7 protein-coding genes are annotated in these 15,452 nt (G+C 71.0%); 2 read left to right on the plus strand and 5 right to left on the minus strand.

Annotated features, from left to right (window positions below; translation table 11 throughout):
- Positions 1–102 precede the first annotated feature (102 nt).
- Positions 103–6,597 carry a S8 family serine peptidase gene (locus MNZ29_RS07330; RefSeq protein WP_242336183.1) on the plus strand — a complete coding sequence of 2,165 codons (6,495 nt, stop codon included), beginning with the start codon at positions 103–105 and terminating at the stop codon, positions 6,595–6,597.
- 72 nt (positions 6,598–6,669) lie between these two features.
- Here the strand turns inward: MNZ29_RS07330 and MNZ29_RS07335 are convergent, their stop codons facing one another.
- Positions 6,670–7,797, minus strand: a complete 1,128-nt coding sequence (locus MNZ29_RS07335) for a sensor histidine kinase KdpD (RefSeq protein WP_242336186.1) — start codon at positions 7,795–7,797, stop codon at positions 6,670–6,672.
- A gap of 177 nt (positions 7,798–7,974) precedes the next feature.
- Here MNZ29_RS07335 and MNZ29_RS24885 point away from each other — a divergent pair, with 177 nt between their 5' ends.
- The gene (locus tag MNZ29_RS24885) at positions 7,975–9,051 is read left to right on the plus strand and encodes a sensor histidine kinase KdpD (protein WP_242336189.1); all 1,077 of its coding nucleotides are present in this window, start codon (positions 7,975–7,977) and stop codon (positions 9,049–9,051) included.
- Positions 9,052–9,236: 185 nt separating this feature from the next.
- Here MNZ29_RS24885 and MNZ29_RS07345 read toward each other — a convergent pair whose 3' ends face one another.
- The 4 genes from MNZ29_RS07345 to MNZ29_RS07360 all read right to left on the minus strand — a co-directional run bounded on the left by MNZ29_RS07345 (position 9,237) and on the right by MNZ29_RS07360 (position 15,024).
- On the minus strand, positions 9,237–10,484 hold the full coding sequence (locus MNZ29_RS07345) for an NAD(P)/FAD-dependent oxidoreductase (RefSeq protein WP_242336192.1): 1,248 nt from the start codon (positions 10,482–10,484) through the stop codon (positions 9,237–9,239).
- A gap of 150 nt (positions 10,485–10,634) precedes the next feature.
- Complete coding sequence (locus MNZ29_RS07350) at positions 10,635–12,134, minus strand: helix-turn-helix transcriptional regulator (protein WP_242336195.1); 1,500 nt, start codon at positions 12,132–12,134, stop codon at positions 10,635–10,637.
- Positions 12,135–12,388: 254 nt separating this feature from the next.
- On the minus strand, positions 12,389–13,876 hold the full coding sequence (locus tag MNZ29_RS07355) for an Ig-like domain-containing protein (RefSeq protein ID WP_242336198.1): 1,488 nt from the start codon (positions 13,874–13,876) through the stop codon (positions 12,389–12,391).
- 221 nt (positions 13,877–14,097) lie between these two features.
- Positions 14,098–15,024 carry an SDR family oxidoreductase gene (locus MNZ29_RS07360; RefSeq protein WP_242336200.1) on the minus strand — a complete coding sequence of 309 codons (927 nt, stop codon included), beginning with the start codon at positions 15,022–15,024 and terminating at the stop codon, positions 14,098–14,100.
- Positions 15,025–15,452: the final 428 nt, after the last annotated feature.

Below are 15,452 nucleotides of genomic sequence, written 5' to 3' on the forward strand. Positions count from 1 at the left end.
TTTCTCCGCACAATGCGGCAGCGTGCCTCATCCCCTCCAGGATTGCTTCACAAGTAGTCTCGTAGCCTGATCGGCACCGCCGTCCCCACACAGAGGTCCTCCATGCGCCAACTGCTCGCCGCGACGATCGCGGTGTGTTGCGTCGTCGTCTGCCTGAGCTGCGGCTCGGGCGTCCCGGGCAAGGACGAATCGTCGACCGCGACCGCCGGCCGCTTCTCGATCACGGTGCAGGGCGCAGAGCGCGCTCAGGAGGCGGCTGCCGCCGGGCGGAGCGACCGTGGCGCCGAGGAGCCCCCGACGTCGGCTCCGGGACGCCTCATCGTCAAGTTCCGGGACACGCTCGGCGAGCCCGCCGACGTCATCCACCGGTTCGGCCTGAGGTTCGCGGCGAACGCGCGCTCCGGCGGCGCCGACCTGGACCGGCTCGACGCCGAGTACCGCGTGAGCGCGGTGAGGCCGGTGTTCTCGTCCCTCTTCGCGCGCGCGATCTCCGCCCCTGGCAAGGGCGCGATCGCGGATCGGCGGAGGAAGCTCCTCGAGACGGTGAACGCGTCCAGGGCCCGGTTCGCCGCGAGGGCTTCGCGCGCAGGACGCGCCGAGCTCCCGGACCTGGTCCGCACCTACGTGTTCGAGGTCCCCGCGGACACCGACGTCGCGAAGATGGCGCTCGATTACGCGGCCAACCCGAACGTCGAGTACGCCGTCCCGGATCGCCTCGCGAAGACGCAGGCCCTCCCGGACGATCCGTATCTCCAGTCCTCCGGCTCGTGGGGACAGGCCTACGGCGATCTCTGGGCCCTCGCCAAGATCGGCGCACCGGCCGCCTGGGACGTCGCGACGGGCGCCGGCTCCGTGGTCGCGGTCGTGGACACGGGGCTCGACTACAACCACCCCGACATCGCCGCGAACGTGTGGGCCAACCCGGCCGAGCTCGGCGGCGTTCCGGGCGTGGACGACGACGGGAACGGCTACGTGGATGACGTCCGCGGATGGGACTTCGCCTACGGCGACGCCGACCCGATGGACCGGATGGGCCACGGAACCCACGTCTCGGGGACGATCGCCGCAGCCGGGAACAACGGCGCCGGGGTGATCGGGGTCGCGTACCAGGCCCGGATCATGCCGGTGAAGGGGCTCGACGACTCCGGCTACGGGCCGTTCTCGACCCTCGCGGCCGCCGTCACGTACGCCGCGATGAACGGCGCGGACGTGATCAGCAACAGCTGGGGCTGCTACGGCACCGGCTGCACCGACGCCGCCATCGCCGACGCCGTCGCGCTGGCGCGGAGCCTCGGCTGCGTGATCACGTTCGCCGCCGGCAACGACGACGCCGACGTCAAGGATGCCTTCCCCGCGAAGCTACAGGACGTGATCACGGTCGCGGCGTCCGGCGCCGACGACTCGAAGGCGTCCTTCTCGAACTGGGGCTACCTCGTCGACGTCGCCGCTCCCGGCGGCGGCCCCGACGCCGCCTCCCCCTACGCCGCGGCCCGCAACATCCTCTCGCTGCGCGCCGCGGGCACCGGCGATGCGAACCTCGTCGTCGGCGGCAGCTACCTCCGGCAGGCCGGCACGTCGATGGCGACGCCTCACGTCTCCGCCGTCGCCGCGCTGGTGCTGTCCGCCAACCCGCAGCTGACGGTGGCGCAGGTCGAGTCGATCATCCGTCACACGGCGCGCGACGCGGTCGGGGACCCGGCGCTCGACACCGCGGGGTACGACCCATACTACGGGTGGGGCAGGCTCGACGCCGCCGCCGCGGTCGCCAGGGCGTTCGATCCGCCGGCGGACCCGCCCCTCCTGAAGGTGCTCGCGGAGCCGCTGGAGTTCGACGTCCCGGCGACGGCGTGCGCGGGCCAGCAGTGGACGCTGCCGGTGGACGTCTACAACCTCGGCGGCGGTACGCTGAGCTGGTCGGCGGACGCTCCCGCCTGGCTCACCGTGCAGGCCTCCACGGCGACGACGCCTTCGTTCACGTCCGTCTCGTTGAGTCGCCTCGAGGACGCGACCGGCGTCCTGACGATCCACTCTCCCGAGGACCCGGGTGGCTCCACGGCGCTGCCGGTGATCGCGCGCCTGGCCTCCGGCATCACGATCAGCAACTGCAGCACCGCCCTTTCGAAGGCGTACTCCACCCAGCAGTGGGATCCCTTCCACCACCTCAGCACGCAGCCCCCTGGCGTCCCTGACGGCGCCGGAGGGGCGTTCTACGTCTGGACCGACACGCGGTACGGGAACCCCGATCTGTTCATGCAGCGGGTGGACGCCTCCGGGAATCCGCTCTGGAGCACGGACGGGATGGCGTTGACCTCCGCCTCGCCGGGAGCGGAGATCCGCCCCGCGATCGTCTCCGACGGAGCAGGAGGCGCGATCGTCGCCTGGGTCGAGGGCGCCAACACGGGCAACGTCTACGACAAGCACATCCGGGCCCAGCGAGTGAGCGCCACCGGGCAGAAGCTCTGGGGGACCTACGGGGTCTGGGTGTGTCAAGCCTCCGGAGGACAGGAGCGGCCGACCCTGCTCTCCAAGGGCAGCGGGACGGCGATCGTCGCCTGGACGGACTATCGCAACGGCAATGCGGACATCTACGCGCAGAAGATCGACGCGAGCGGAACGATCGCGTGGCAGACCGACGGCGTTCCGGTGGTGCAGGCGGCCAGCTCCCAGTCCGAAGTCGCGATCGCGACGGACAACTACGGCGGCGCGATCCTGACCTGGGTCGATGCGCGCACGGGATACCAGACCGTCTACGCCCAGCGCCTGACCTCGCTCGGCCAGGCGCTCTGGGCTCAGAACGGCCTGCTCCTCACGCCGGAGACGTCGATGACCCCGGGCGTGCCGGAGATCGCCCTCGGGCCCAGCATCCTCCCGGATGGCCAGGGCGGCGCGATCATCGCCTGGCACGACTTCCGGAACTTCCCCTTCAAGCCCGGCCCCAACTTCCTCTCGCGGAGCGACCTCTACGCGGTGCGGGTGGACCACCTCGGCCAGAGCCTCTGGACGCCCGGCGGCGTTCCGCTCACGTCGGGCCTGACCGCCACTCCGAGCACCTTCGTGCCCGGCTATTCTCCCTCCCGGCTCACGATGGCGCCGGACGGCCGTGGCGGCGCGTTCGTGGTGTGGCACGACAGCCGTAACGCCAGCTGGGACGTGTACACGCAGCGGTTCGACCGAGACGGGAACCGGCTGTGGGGCACGGACGGCGTGCCGGTCACGACGGCGGCGGGCAATCAGCTCTCGCCGTCCGTCGCGTCGGACGGCGCGGACGGCGCGGTGTACGCGTGGAGCGACGATCGGCCGGGCCACCAGGACGTGTTCGTGCAGCGCCTCGGGCCGACGGGCGCGCCGCTCGCGCCGCCGAACGGCCTGTGGATCGAGGGCAAGCCGGGGGACCAGTCCTATCCGTACGTCGTGCCGCTCGCGCGCGGCAAGTTCCTCGTCACGTGGGACGATTCGAGCAACTGCGCTCCCACGGGGTGGTGCGCCGGGACCGGCATCGACTTCGTCGGCAAGGTGATCGACATCGGGACGGGGTTCCTGCTCGACGTCTCCCTCACCGGCGACGGCGTGGGGACGGTCACCTCGACTCCGGCCGGGATCTCCTGCGGCGTCACGTGCTCGGCCGACTTCGCGGCCGGCACGTCCGTCACGCTCACCGCCCAGCCGGCGTCCGGCTCGATCTTCTCCGGCTGGAGCGGCGCCTGCGCCGGCACGGCTCCGACCTGCACCGTCAGCATGGACGCCGCGCGGACGGTGGCCGCGAGCTTCTCGCTCGCGAGCTATCCGCTCACCGTCGAGCTCTCGGGCTCGGGACAGGGCACCGTGACGGGCGACGGGATCTCCTGCCTGACCCCTGGGGCGGCGGGGTGCACGGCCACGGTCCCCAACACGTCGCCGCCGGCGACCGTGACGCTCACCGCGACGCCGACCGCGCCGTCGGTCTTCGCGGGCTTCACCGGGTGCACGTCGGTCTCCGGGAACGTCTGCACGGTCTCGATGACGGGGGCGAAGACGGTGACCGCGACGTTCCACTCGGTCGCGCTCCTCACGGTGAGGACGTCCGGGCTGGGGCGCGGGACGGTGACGGGCGAGGGCATCGCCTGCACCACCGGCTCGACGGACGGGTGCACGGCCTCGGAGCCCCTCACCTCGCCGGCGACGACCGTGACGCTCACGGCCACGCCGGACGCGACCTCGCTCTTCTCGAGCTGGACCGGCTGCACCTCCGTGTCCGGGAACGTCTGCACGGTCTCGATGACCGGCGCGAGGACCGCGACGGCGACGTTCCAGCCGGCGACCTGGCTCCTCACGGCGAAGACGGCCGGAACCGGGCGCGGGACGGTGACGGGCGAGGGCATCGCCTGCACCACCGGCTCGACGGACGGTTGCACGACCTCGGTGCCCAACACGACGCCTGCGACGACCGTGACCCTCACGGCGACGCCGGACGCGACCTCGGTCTTCTCGACCTGGAGCGGCTGCACCTCGGTGTCCGGGAACGTCTGCACGGTCTCGATGACCGGCGCGCGCACCGCGACGGCGACGTTCCAGCCGAGCACGTATGCGCTCACCGTGAAGACCGCCGGGACGGCCTCCGGCGGGGCCGTCCAGGGTGACGGCATCGACTGCAGCTCCACGACGGGGTGCACCTACGTCGAGCCGAACGGGGCCACGATCACGCTGACAGCGGTCCCTGACGCGACGTCGCTGTTCAAGAGCTGGACCGGGTGCACGACGACGAACGGCGCGACCTGCACGGTCACCATGGCGTCGGTGAAGACGGTCACGGCGACGTTCCAGCCGAGCACGTACGCGCTCACCGTCAAGACCGCGGGCGTGAACGCCAGCGGCACGGTCCAGGGCGACGGCATCGACTGCAGCTCCACGACCGGCTGCACCTACGTCGAGGCGAACGGGGCCACGATCACGCTGACCGCGACGCCGGGAGCGGCGTCGGTCTTCGCGAGCTGGACCGGCTGCACCTCGTCGTCCGGCAACGTCTGCACGGTCTCGATGACCGGGGCGAAGACGGTCACGGCGAGCTTCCAGCCGAGCACGTATACGCTCACGGTGAACGCGACGGCCCAGGGTGGGGCCGGGACGGTGACCGGGCCGGGCATCGCCTGCACCACCGGGGTCACCGGAGGCTGCACCACCGCCGTCGCGAACGGCACGACCGTGACCCTGACCGCCGCCCCCGACGCGAGCTCGATCCTGAAGAGCTGGAGCGGCTGCACCTCCGTGAGCGGCGCGACGTGCACGGTGTCGATGACCGGAGCCAAGACGGTCACGGCGACGTTCCAGCCGAGCACGTACGCCCTCACGGTGAAGACCGCCGGGACGGGCGCCGGCGGCGCCGTCCAGGGCGACGGCATCGACTGCAGCTCCACGACCGGGTGCACCTACGTCGAGGCGAACGGGGCCACGCTCACGCTGACGGCAGTCCCGGACGCGACGTCGCTGTTCAAGAGCTGGACCGGGTGCACGACGACGAGCGGCGCGACCTGCACGGTCACCATGGCGTCGGCGAAGACGGTCACGGCGACGTTCCAGCCGAGCACGTACGCGCTCACCGTGAAGACCGCCGGCGTGAACGCCAGCGGCAGCGTCCAGGGAGACGGGATCGACTGCGGCTCCACGACCGGCTGCGTTTACGTCGAGGCGAACGGGGCCACCCTCACGCTGACCGCGACGCCGGGGGCGGCGTCGGTCTTCGCGAGCTGGACCGGCTGCACCTCCGCGACCGGCGCCACGTGCACGGTCACCATGACGTCGGCGAAGACGGTCACGGCGAACTTCCAGCCGAGCACGTATGCGCTCACCGTGAACGCGACGGGCCAGGGTGGGGCCGGGACGGTGACCGGACCGGGCATCGACTGCACCACCGGGGTCACCGGAGGTTGCACCGCCGTCGTGGCGAACGGCGCCACCGTGACCCTGACCGCCACCCCGGACGCCAGCTCGATCGTGAAGAGCTGGACCGGCTGCACCTCCGCGTCCGGGAACGTCTGCACGCTCACGATGACCGCCGCGAAGACGGTCACGGCGACGTTCCAGCCGAGCACGTACGCGCTCACGGTCAAGCCGGCCTCGAGCTACGGCGCGACCGGCACGATCAGCGGGGCGGGGCTCGTGTGCAGCGATCCGGCTGGCTGCGTGACGACCGTCGCGAACGGCAGCGCGGTGACGCTCACGGCCTCGCCCGCGGCAGGCGCCCTGCTGAAGAGCTGGACCGGCTGCACGAGCTCGAGCGGCGACACCTGCACCGTCACGATGTCGTCGGCGAAGACGGTGACGGCCACGTTCCAGCCGAGCACGTTCCGCCTCACCGTCACGCCGGCGGGGACCGGCTCGGGCACCGTCACGGGCCCTGGCATCGCGTGCACGTCGGGCAGCGCCGACGGCTGCGCGGCGGACGAGAGCACCGGCTCGTCCGTCACCTTGACGGCGACGCCGGGCGCCTGCGCCACGTTCACCTCGTGGAGCGGCGCGTGCTACGGCACCGCGAGCCAGTGCACCGTCACGATGTCGGTGGCCAGGTCGGTCACGGCCACGTTCGCCGCCGGCACCTGCCCGCTGTCCGCGGCGGCGCGCTGAGGACGGCCGGGGACGGCGGCTCGCCGTCCCCGGCTCCCATCGCAGCGGAGGGGCGCTCGCCTCGTCGCGTGATCAAGCGGTGGGCGTGCAGTCGGAGCGAGGCCACGTGAGCGTGAACGTCGTGCCAGCCTCGCGGGATGAGCTCACTGCGACCGTTCCGCCGTGCGCGCGCATGATCTCGCTGACGATGTAGAGCCCGAGGCCGAGCCCCTCTCGGTTGCCTGCACCTGCTTCGCCGCGCTGGAACGGATCGAAGAGCCTCAGCAGGCGATCCTCGGTGATGGGCTCACCGTGATTCGTGACCTGCACGACCGCGCCTTCACTTGCACATGCCGCAGTGACGACCACCGGCCCCTCACCGTAATTGAGGGCGTTCGCGAGGAGATTGCCGACCGCCTGGAACGCACGGTCGCGATCCCAGTGACCCCAGAGATCACCGCTGGCGTTCAGGATGATCTCTCGATCAGGATTCGTGAGGATCGCGTCCTCGACGGCGGCGTGGCAGACCTCGCCCAGGTCCACGTGCGTCGTCGTGTCGACCGGGATGCCGTCGCCGAGGCGCCCGCGGGAGAGGTCCAGCAGGTCGCGCACCATCCTGCTCATGCGCTCCGCGTTGCGGGCGATTCGCCCGGCGGCGCGGTCGAGACCCGGCGCGAGGCGGCCCGACCGCAGCATGTGGTCTGCGCTCATCAGGATGGCGCTGAGGGGCGAGCGGAGATCGTGGCCCAGCACTCCGATGAAGCGCTCGCGGATTCGCTCCCGCTCCTCCACGAAGTATTCGACGGAGTCGCTGATCGCCTGATCGAGGCCCGCGTTCAGCCGCGCGAGCTCGACGACGCGGCGCTCCATTCCTTCCATGAGATCGACGGAGCCTGCCTGTTCCTCGGCCTCGGCGTGCAGCAAGAGCCGCAGGATCGTCGCTCTCAGCACGCGGAACTCGGTGATGAGCTGGGCGAGCTGGTACGCGTGCTTCAGGCGCTGCTTCGCATGCGTGATGGGAAGGCCCTGGAGCATGCCACCGGCAGGTGCATCCGGCGCCTTCATCCAGGTGGCCAGCGCGTCGAGGAACTCCGGAAGATCGTTCCGGAGGGCCGAGTCCTCCAGCGGGATGGGTCTCGGCTCCGCGTGGATCGCGCGCTCCCACTCCGCCATGATGCGGTCGCGTTCGCGCGTCAGAAACTCGTGTGTGATCAAGGTCATGCTCCGCTCCGCGAGCCAGCAATCCTGGGTGGGCGGAGTAGTACACCATGAGGGCGCAGGCGGCTGCGAGCTCGCCGGCTTTCATGCGACTGGGGACTGGTTACTGCCCGGCGAAAGCCTAATATTTACAGCCAAGATGCCTGGCACCGGCGCGTTCCTGCCGGGCACGAGCAGGTCGTGAGCCTCTACGACTTCATCACCAGCGACAAGAACGACATCCTCTCTCTCGCCCGAGCGAAGATCATGGCGAGGAGGTGGCCCACCGTCTCCGCCCTGGAGCTGGAGCACGGGCTACCGCTCTTCTTGTCCCAGCTCTCGGAGACGCTGCGGCTGCGGTCGAGCTCCGAGCCGTTCTCCAGCACCGCCATCGGGAACAGCGCAGGCAAGCACGGCGGCGAGGCGCTGGCGAAGAACTTCAGCGTGGCTCAGCTCGTTCACGACTACGGGGACCTCTGCCAGGCCATCACGGAGACGGCGGTCGTCAAGCACGTGGAGATCAGCGCGAAGGACTTCCAGACCCTGAACGGCTGCCTCGACGACGCCATCGCCGGAGCGGTGACCGAGTTCAGCCGCCAGCGAGAGGAGGCGCTCGGCGAAGGCGAGGCGGAGCGGCTCGGCTACCTGACGCACGAGCTGCGCAACCGTCTGTCGACGGCGATGCTCTCGTTCGCGGCGGTGAAGAGCGGGCGGGTGGCGGTCGCCGGGAGCACCGGGTCCATCGTCGAGCGCAGCCTCGCGGCGATGCGCGACCTCCTCGACACGACGATCTCCGAGGTGCGACTCGCCGCCGGGAGCCAGGAGCCGAAGCGGATGTCCATCGCCCGGTTCCTGCACGAGGCGGAGGGCGCGGCGTCGTTGCAGGCGGCGCAGCGCGAGATGAACGTGACCTTCGCCGACGTGCCGGACGACGTGATGGTCAAGGCCGACCCGCAGCTCCTCTCGTCGGCGCTCTTCAACCTCATCCAGAACGCCTTCAAGTACTCGGTCCCCCACGGCTACGTGACGGTGCGCACCGTCTGCGCGGACGCCCTCGTCTCCATCGAGGTGGAAGACGAGTGCGGCGGGCTCCCCGAGGGGAACTCCGAGGCGTTCTTCACGCCGTTCGGCAAGCGACGGGGCCAGGACCGCACGGGACTGGGGCTCGGGTTGAACATCAGCCGCAAGGCGGTGAAGGCCTTCGGTGGAGACATCACCGTCCGCAACCTGCCCGGCAAGGGCTGCATCTTCACCATCGAGATGCCGGTCTCGGCGTAACCCGACGGCTCCCTTCGTCGCTGTCCCGCCGGTCATGCCGCAACCAATCCCTGCCGCCAGCTCGGGTGCGCCGGGCGCCACGCCAGCTCGCGCTTGGTCATGACCACGAACGACAGGGGCTGAAGGTTACAGAACCCACTCCTGGGAAGCGGTGGCCGCGAGGCGCCGACCGTCGCGCGGCTCGGTCATCCCACGTATCGCGAGCTGCTGCCGTCCCGCTCGCTCGTTCCAGCTCTCGCCGCGTCGATGATCCGCGCGACGTTCTCCTCGGACATGAACTCGGGGAGGGGCGTCGCACCGGTCATCGCCGACAGGTAGGCATCCGTCGCGGGCTGGTTGTGTTGCAGCGCGGCGAAGAGCGCCTGGAGCGGGGGCGGCGGCGGCTCGAGCGTGGCGATCTCGTTGGTGAGCTCGTACATCGGTCGAACGCGCTCGTTCCGGGCCGCCTCGTGAGCGGCCAGGAGGTCCTCGAGCGGGCCGCGGCCGGACAGGCCTGCATCGAGCGCCTCGACGAGCCGCTCGGCGTCGATGAAGGAGTCGCTGATGCCCTGCGCCGTCATCGGGTCCTTGCAGTAGCCGGCGTCGCCGACGAGCGCCCACCCGGCGCCGTACGGCCGCCGGAAGTAGCCGGGCACGCCGGCGACACCGTACCAGCGCTCCTCGCGCGTTCCCTGCGATACCCGGGCGCCGAAGTCCGACGCCAGCGCGAGCGCCTGCGCGACGTGGGCCTCGACGTCGGCCCGCACCTCGGCGAAGCGCTGGGCGGGCCAGTTCACCATCACGAGGTGGAGCCCGTCATGGGTGGGGGCTCCGCCGAACGCGCAGCGCTCGCGCAGATACAGCTCGAGGTCTTCCTGCCGAACGCCGCTGAAGTAGGAATAGTAGGCGCAGACGGCGATCGGGCGCGTGTCGTACTCGGGGGCCCGCACGGCCGCGGCGACGAAGGAGTGAACGCCGTCAGCGCCGATGACGATCCGGGCCCGCTCCTCGACCTGCTTCCCCCCGGCGCCTCGCCCCCGGAGCCCGACGACCGCGCCGTCTGCGAAGAGCAGGTCGTCGACCGTGAAGGACTCGCGCACCTCGGCGCCGCTCCGCGCCGCGGCGTTCACGAGGAGGCCGTCGAGGATCGTGCGCCTCGGACAGAATCCCCCCCGGCCGCCATTGGCGCCGCGGATGGTGCCCCGGAGCACGAAGGGGCCGACGTCGAGGGACATGCGCCGGCAGATCGGCGGAAGCCCCGTGGCCGCGAGCGCGTCGAGGAGACCCCACCGCGCCAGGGCCTCGGCGCCATGGGGCCAGAGAATGTGCGTGGAGATGGTGTCGCTGGGAAACCTCGCCCGATCCACCAGCAGCACCCTGTAGCCCTTCCGTGCAAGCAGCATGGCGGTGGGCGATCCGGCGCAGCGGGCGCCGACGACGATGGCATCGTACATTCCGTCCTCCCGGTGAAGCCCATGCGACAGGGCGAAGCGCTCTTCGACCAGACGCATGCGTAGGAAGGAGCCGCGCCGCCGGCATCGGGAGAACCACCCATCGCCGGTGCCCAGGCGATGGGTGGTTCTCCGCACTCCCGGCGGAGCGGATCAGACGAGCTCGTGCTCGTACGCGAAGGCGGTCGCGGCCGCCCGCGAGGGGACGTGCAGCTTCCCCAGGATGCTGCTCACGTGTCGGTCCACCGTCTTCTCGCTCAGGCGGAGCGCGGCGGCGATGGCCTTGTTGGTCTTGCCCGCAGCGACGAGGCGGAGGACCTCGAGCTCCCGTGGCGTCAGGCCGTGAGGGCGGCGGGAGCTGTCGAGCCTCGCGAGCGAGTCGACGTGGGCGGCGTCGGGCGCGGCTCCGAGCTTCGCGAACATCCGCCGCGCCGCCTCCAGCTCCAGCCGGCCCCCCTCGTCGTCGCCGAGCGCGCGGCACGCCAGCCCGGTCACCAGGCGCGCCTGCGCAGCTTGATAGGGCGCCTCCATCTCGGCCCAGATGCTCCAGGCCCTGCGCACCAGGTCGAGTGCCGCCGTCGCGTTCCCCTCCGCAAGCTCGACCGTGCCGCGCGCCTGCAGCGCCAGCGCGCACAGCACGCCCGTCTCGAAGCGCTGCGCGATGGCCTGCAGCTCGTCGCTGGCGGCGCGGGCCTCCTCCACCTTGCCGCCGGCGAGCAAGATCTCCACGTAGGCCGGGAGCAGGCGAGTCCGGACCAGGGGATCTGCCGTCCCTCCCACCACTCGACGGAGGGCGGCGACTGCGGCACCGACGCGCCCCTGCGCCAGGCGCAGCAGGGCCAGCCCGGGTTGAGGCTCTCGCCCCTCCTCGTTCGCGCTGAGGAACCACGCCTCGGCAGCCGCCTGCTCGCCACGCAAGCGGCTGATCTCGCCCAGCTGATAGGCTGCCTCAGCAGCCGACGGCCGATCGGTCGCGGCCCGCTCGCGGGCGCGCCGCGCCTCGTCGATGGCCGCTGACCAGTCGCCGCCCAGCTGCAGCACCTCTGCCCGGTGGACGCGGCAGGCTCCGGTGAACGACACCATCTCCGGCTGGCCGTCACACCAGCGTGCCAGCGCGGCCGTCCATTCCCTGGCGCGCTCCAGCGCGTGAACGCTGCGGCAGCATTCGACGATGCTGCAGTACAGAAGCCCGGTAGGAATGGGCGACAGCTCCCCGGAGGTCACCGCCAGCATGGTCTCGTCGAGGAGCGCCAGCCCTTCCTTCACCCGCCCTTCGTGCAGCCGTGCCCGTCCCTGCAGGTGACGGGCGATGGCCACGAGGTCCTCCTCGCCAGAACGCTCGCCCGTGTTCGCGGCCGCGCCGGCGATGGAGAACGCACCCTGCGTGTCGCCCGACCGGAGCCGCTGCTCCGCGACCGGCAAGAGCATGTAGCCGCGCTCCACGCATTCGCTGCTCTCATGCTCGAGCAACCGTCCCGCGCGCGCGTGCCATGCGGTCGCCCGTCCGGCCTCTCCCCGGAGCAGGAATCGCAGGCCGATCCAGAACGCGCACCGGGCGGCGCGAGCCGACCTCGATGCGGCGAGGTGGGCGCGGTAGGCGTGGTCGAGGGCATCCAGGTATTCGCCGTCCCGGCCGACGAGGTACGCCGACACCGCCAGGAGCTCGAGATCCTCGGCGCCGAGCGGGGAGCGCCCATCGGCGCGGGTCAGCGAGGTGTACGCCTCGCCCCAGGCCTTGAGCCGGTAGTGCTCGCGCCCGCGAGCGAGGTCGCCGGTCGAGTCCTCCATGAGACGGTCCTTAGGGTGACCGGCAGCGACGCGCACGCGGACGCGCCTCCCATCGCCCACCGCGTGGCGGCCACGTCGAGGCGAGACCTCGCTGCACCGTCATCGACCGGAGGTCCGTCTCACGGCAGTCCCACGACCTCCGTCGGCACGTCTCGTGGGCTGGTCGAGTCGTCGCCCAGCTGGCCGGCGCCGTTGGCGCCCCAGCAGTAAAGGGTCCCCGAGGTCGCACGGGCACAGGTGTGGCGGTAGCCGGCATCCAAGGCGTTGAATGAGAGATCGCCTGCGACCGCCGAGGGCGCGAACCTATCGATCGTGGAGTCGTCGCCGACCTGCCCCAGCTCGTTTTCGCCCCAGCAGTACGCCTTTCCGCTCGCCGTCAGCCCACAGGTATGGCCGATGAACCCACCGGCTATCAACTGGACGAAGGCCAACCCGCCGGACACAGGGACTGGCACGAAGCTGTCGCCCACCGAAGGATTACCCAGCGCACCGAAGCTGTTCTGGCCCCAGCAATAGGCAGAACCCGCGGCGGTCACACCACAGGTGTGACTGGCAAGCCCGGTGGTCAGCGCCACGAACTTGATGTCCCCGGAGACGGGCGCGGGCACTGGGTGCGCAGTGAGGTCGCGCCCTCCGATCCCGAGCTGCCCCGATTCGTTATCGCCCCAGCAGTACGCCGCGCCGGTGAGGGTGAGCGCACAGCTCTGGCCGATCCGATAACCCGGTTCGGAGACTTCGAAACCGCCAGCCGCTATCTGCTGGAAGGTGTGGCCGCCAGTCACGGCCACGGGTACGGAGCTGGAGCTCGTCGTCCCGGTGCCCAGCTGCCCCCGGTCATTGGCTCCCCAGCAATACGCGGCGCCATCACTGGTCAGCCCACACGTGTGCTGGGCACCCGCGTCGATGGCGACGAACCTGAGCTCGGTCGCGACGGGTACCGGAGTGTCGCGATTGTTGCTGGAGCTGTCGCCGAGCTGGCCACTCACATTGTTTCCCCAACAATGCGCCACCCCCTCGTTCGTTAGACCGCACGTATGGGAGCCGCCCGCCGCCAGCTGCGCGAACGCGAGCCCGCCCCCGACCGCGACCGGGACACGGCTGCACGGAAACGTCCCCGTCTGCAGTTCGCACGTCGTCGTCGGAATCGGTATCCCGAGCTGCCCGCTCTCACCGCGACCCCAGCAGAACGCAGATCCCCCCGTCGTGAGGGCGCAGGTGTGAGCGCCGCCAGTCGCAAGCGACGCGGATCTCGGAAGAGCGACCGACACCGTGACCGTGGCGCTGCCGCTCTTTCCCTCCGAGCTGGCGGTGATCGTCGCCGACCCTGCACCGACGGCCGTCACGTTGCCCGCGTCGGAGACGGTGGCGACCGCTGGCTCGGTGCTCGACCAGGTGATGGCCCGTCCGGTCAGTGGATTACCGGCCTCATCTCGGACACTCGTCGTCAATTGCTGCGATGCGCCGACCACCAACGTGAGCTCGCCCGGCGTGACCGTGACAGAGCCGACCGGCGTCTGTGGACCGCTTTGCTCGCCCTTACCACCACCACCACACGAGGCGAGGCTCAGCATGCATGCGAGCATCCAAGGTCCGAGGAGCCGCTGCATGGGGTACCTCCTGCGCGCGCCCACGAGAGGTCGTTCACCGGACGGGCCGCGGCGCCGCCGCCGACGACCACTGCGGGTCGCTCTCCCGCTCGGGCTCCGCGATCCCGCTTCACGCGAGTTCGAGGCCGCCCTCTGTCTCTATTGGTCTCGAGGGTGAGGGCGATGCCCAGGCAGGGCCGCCCGTCGGCAGGGCCGTCCGCGCCGCCGGTGACGACCGCGCGTCACCCCGGCATGTCGTAGGGCATCGCGGTCCAGTACGCGTAGAACGCGTCGTCGAGCTTCCGCCAGGCCGCCGCGACCTCGGGCTGGTGCTCCCGAGTCCACCGCAGAAAGTGCGGACGCGTCCCGTCCGCGTCGGTGACGCCGTACTCCTCGCCGAGATCCCAGGACGCGAAGACCCGCCCGCTCTTCGCGGCGACGTTCGGGTCGGCGGCGAGCGCGGCGATCCCTCGGCCGACGAAGAGCGGCGTCTCCGACGCGATGAACGGCTTCACCTTCTTCGCCGCGTCGCGCCAGTTCGCCTCCGTCACCCCGAAGTGATCGAGCATCCACTCCGAGCGGAGGAACCCCGGCGTCACCGCGAGCGCCGTGACGCCGCGGCCGCTCAGCTCCTGCGAGAGCGCGAACGCCATCCGGATCACGGTCGTCTTCACGAGGTCGTAGAAGAAGTGGCCGCGGTAGAAGTAGCCGTCGCCGTCGGTGATCTCCACCACGAGCCCTCCCCGACGGATGCGCGGGAGGCCGTGGTAGCTCGTGATGACGTGCGTCTTGATCGCCCGGTCGATGAGGGTGAGGCCGTCCTCGAGCTTCGTCTCCCAGAGCCGCTTGCCCCACGCGACGAGGTCGTCGCCGCCCCAGATGTCGTTCACCAGGATGTCGAGCTCGCCCACGCGCTCGAACAGCCGCGCCACCTCGTCCGGCACCGTGTGATCGACCCGGACGGCGATGCCCCGGCCGCCGCGCGCGGTGACGAGGGCGGCGGTCTCGTCGATGGTCTCCGGCCGCCCCTTCATCCCGGGGCTCCCGGGGACGCTGCGCCCGGTGCAGTAGACGGTGGCGCCCGCCTCGCCGAGCGCCGTCGCGATGCCCCTCCCGGCCCCGCGCGTGGCGCCCGCGACGACGGCGATCTTTCCCTCGAGCGGTCTCATGGAATCCCCCCAGTTGCGCCTCGCGCATAACCGGAGCCCGGCGCTGGCGCAGGCGCGCGGCGGGTCCCCAGATGAGCGGCCACGGCCGTCCGCGCGCCGGGACTTCACGCCGAGCGGCGCGCGCGCCGCGCGCACCCACCGGGGATCGCGGCACGCCGTAATTCGATGATGGCGCTCGGAAATCCGAGGTGGCGAGCTGAGGGCGGGCGGAGCACATCCGCGGAACGCCGCGCACTCGACCCTCCGCGCGCGGCGGATACCGGGTCCGCGTAAACCCCGGGTTATTTTGACGTCACACGATCATGGTGCTTCTCGGTCGGCATTCGTGCTCCGCCACGCGGCATGGCGGCGTCCTGCGTGCAGCAGGGGGCACCCGCTGCACGCGGGATGAACCCGCAGCAGGGGCGGTCTCCGAGCCCCCTCATCGC

It is taken from the genome of Anaeromyxobacter sp. SG64 (assembly GCF_022690745.1).
Lineage (GTDB): Bacteria > Myxococcota > Myxococcia > Myxococcales > Anaeromyxobacteraceae > Anaeromyxobacter > Anaeromyxobacter soli.

What these genes read in the sequence shown, in the direction of transcription:
- MNZ29_RS07330 (WP_242336183.1), top strand. Translation starts at nt 103, where the DNA reads ATGCGCCAACTGCTCGCCGCGACGATCGCGGTGTGTTGCGTCGTCGTC.
- MNZ29_RS07335 (WP_242336186.1), bottom strand. Translation starts at nt 7,797, where the DNA reads ATGACCTTGATCACACACGAGTTTCTGACGCGCGAACGCGACCGCATC.
- MNZ29_RS07345 (WP_242336192.1), bottom strand. Translation starts at nt 10,484, where the DNA reads ATGTACGATGCCATCGTCGTCGGCGCCCGCTGCGCCGGATCGCCCACC.
- MNZ29_RS07355 (WP_242336198.1), bottom strand. Translation starts at nt 13,876, where the DNA reads ATGCAGCGGCTCCTCGGACCTTGGATGCTCGCATGCATGCTGAGCCTC.
- MNZ29_RS07360 (WP_242336200.1), bottom strand. Translation starts at nt 15,024, where the DNA reads ATGAGACCGCTCGAGGGAAAGATCGCCGTCGTCGCGGGCGCCACGCGC.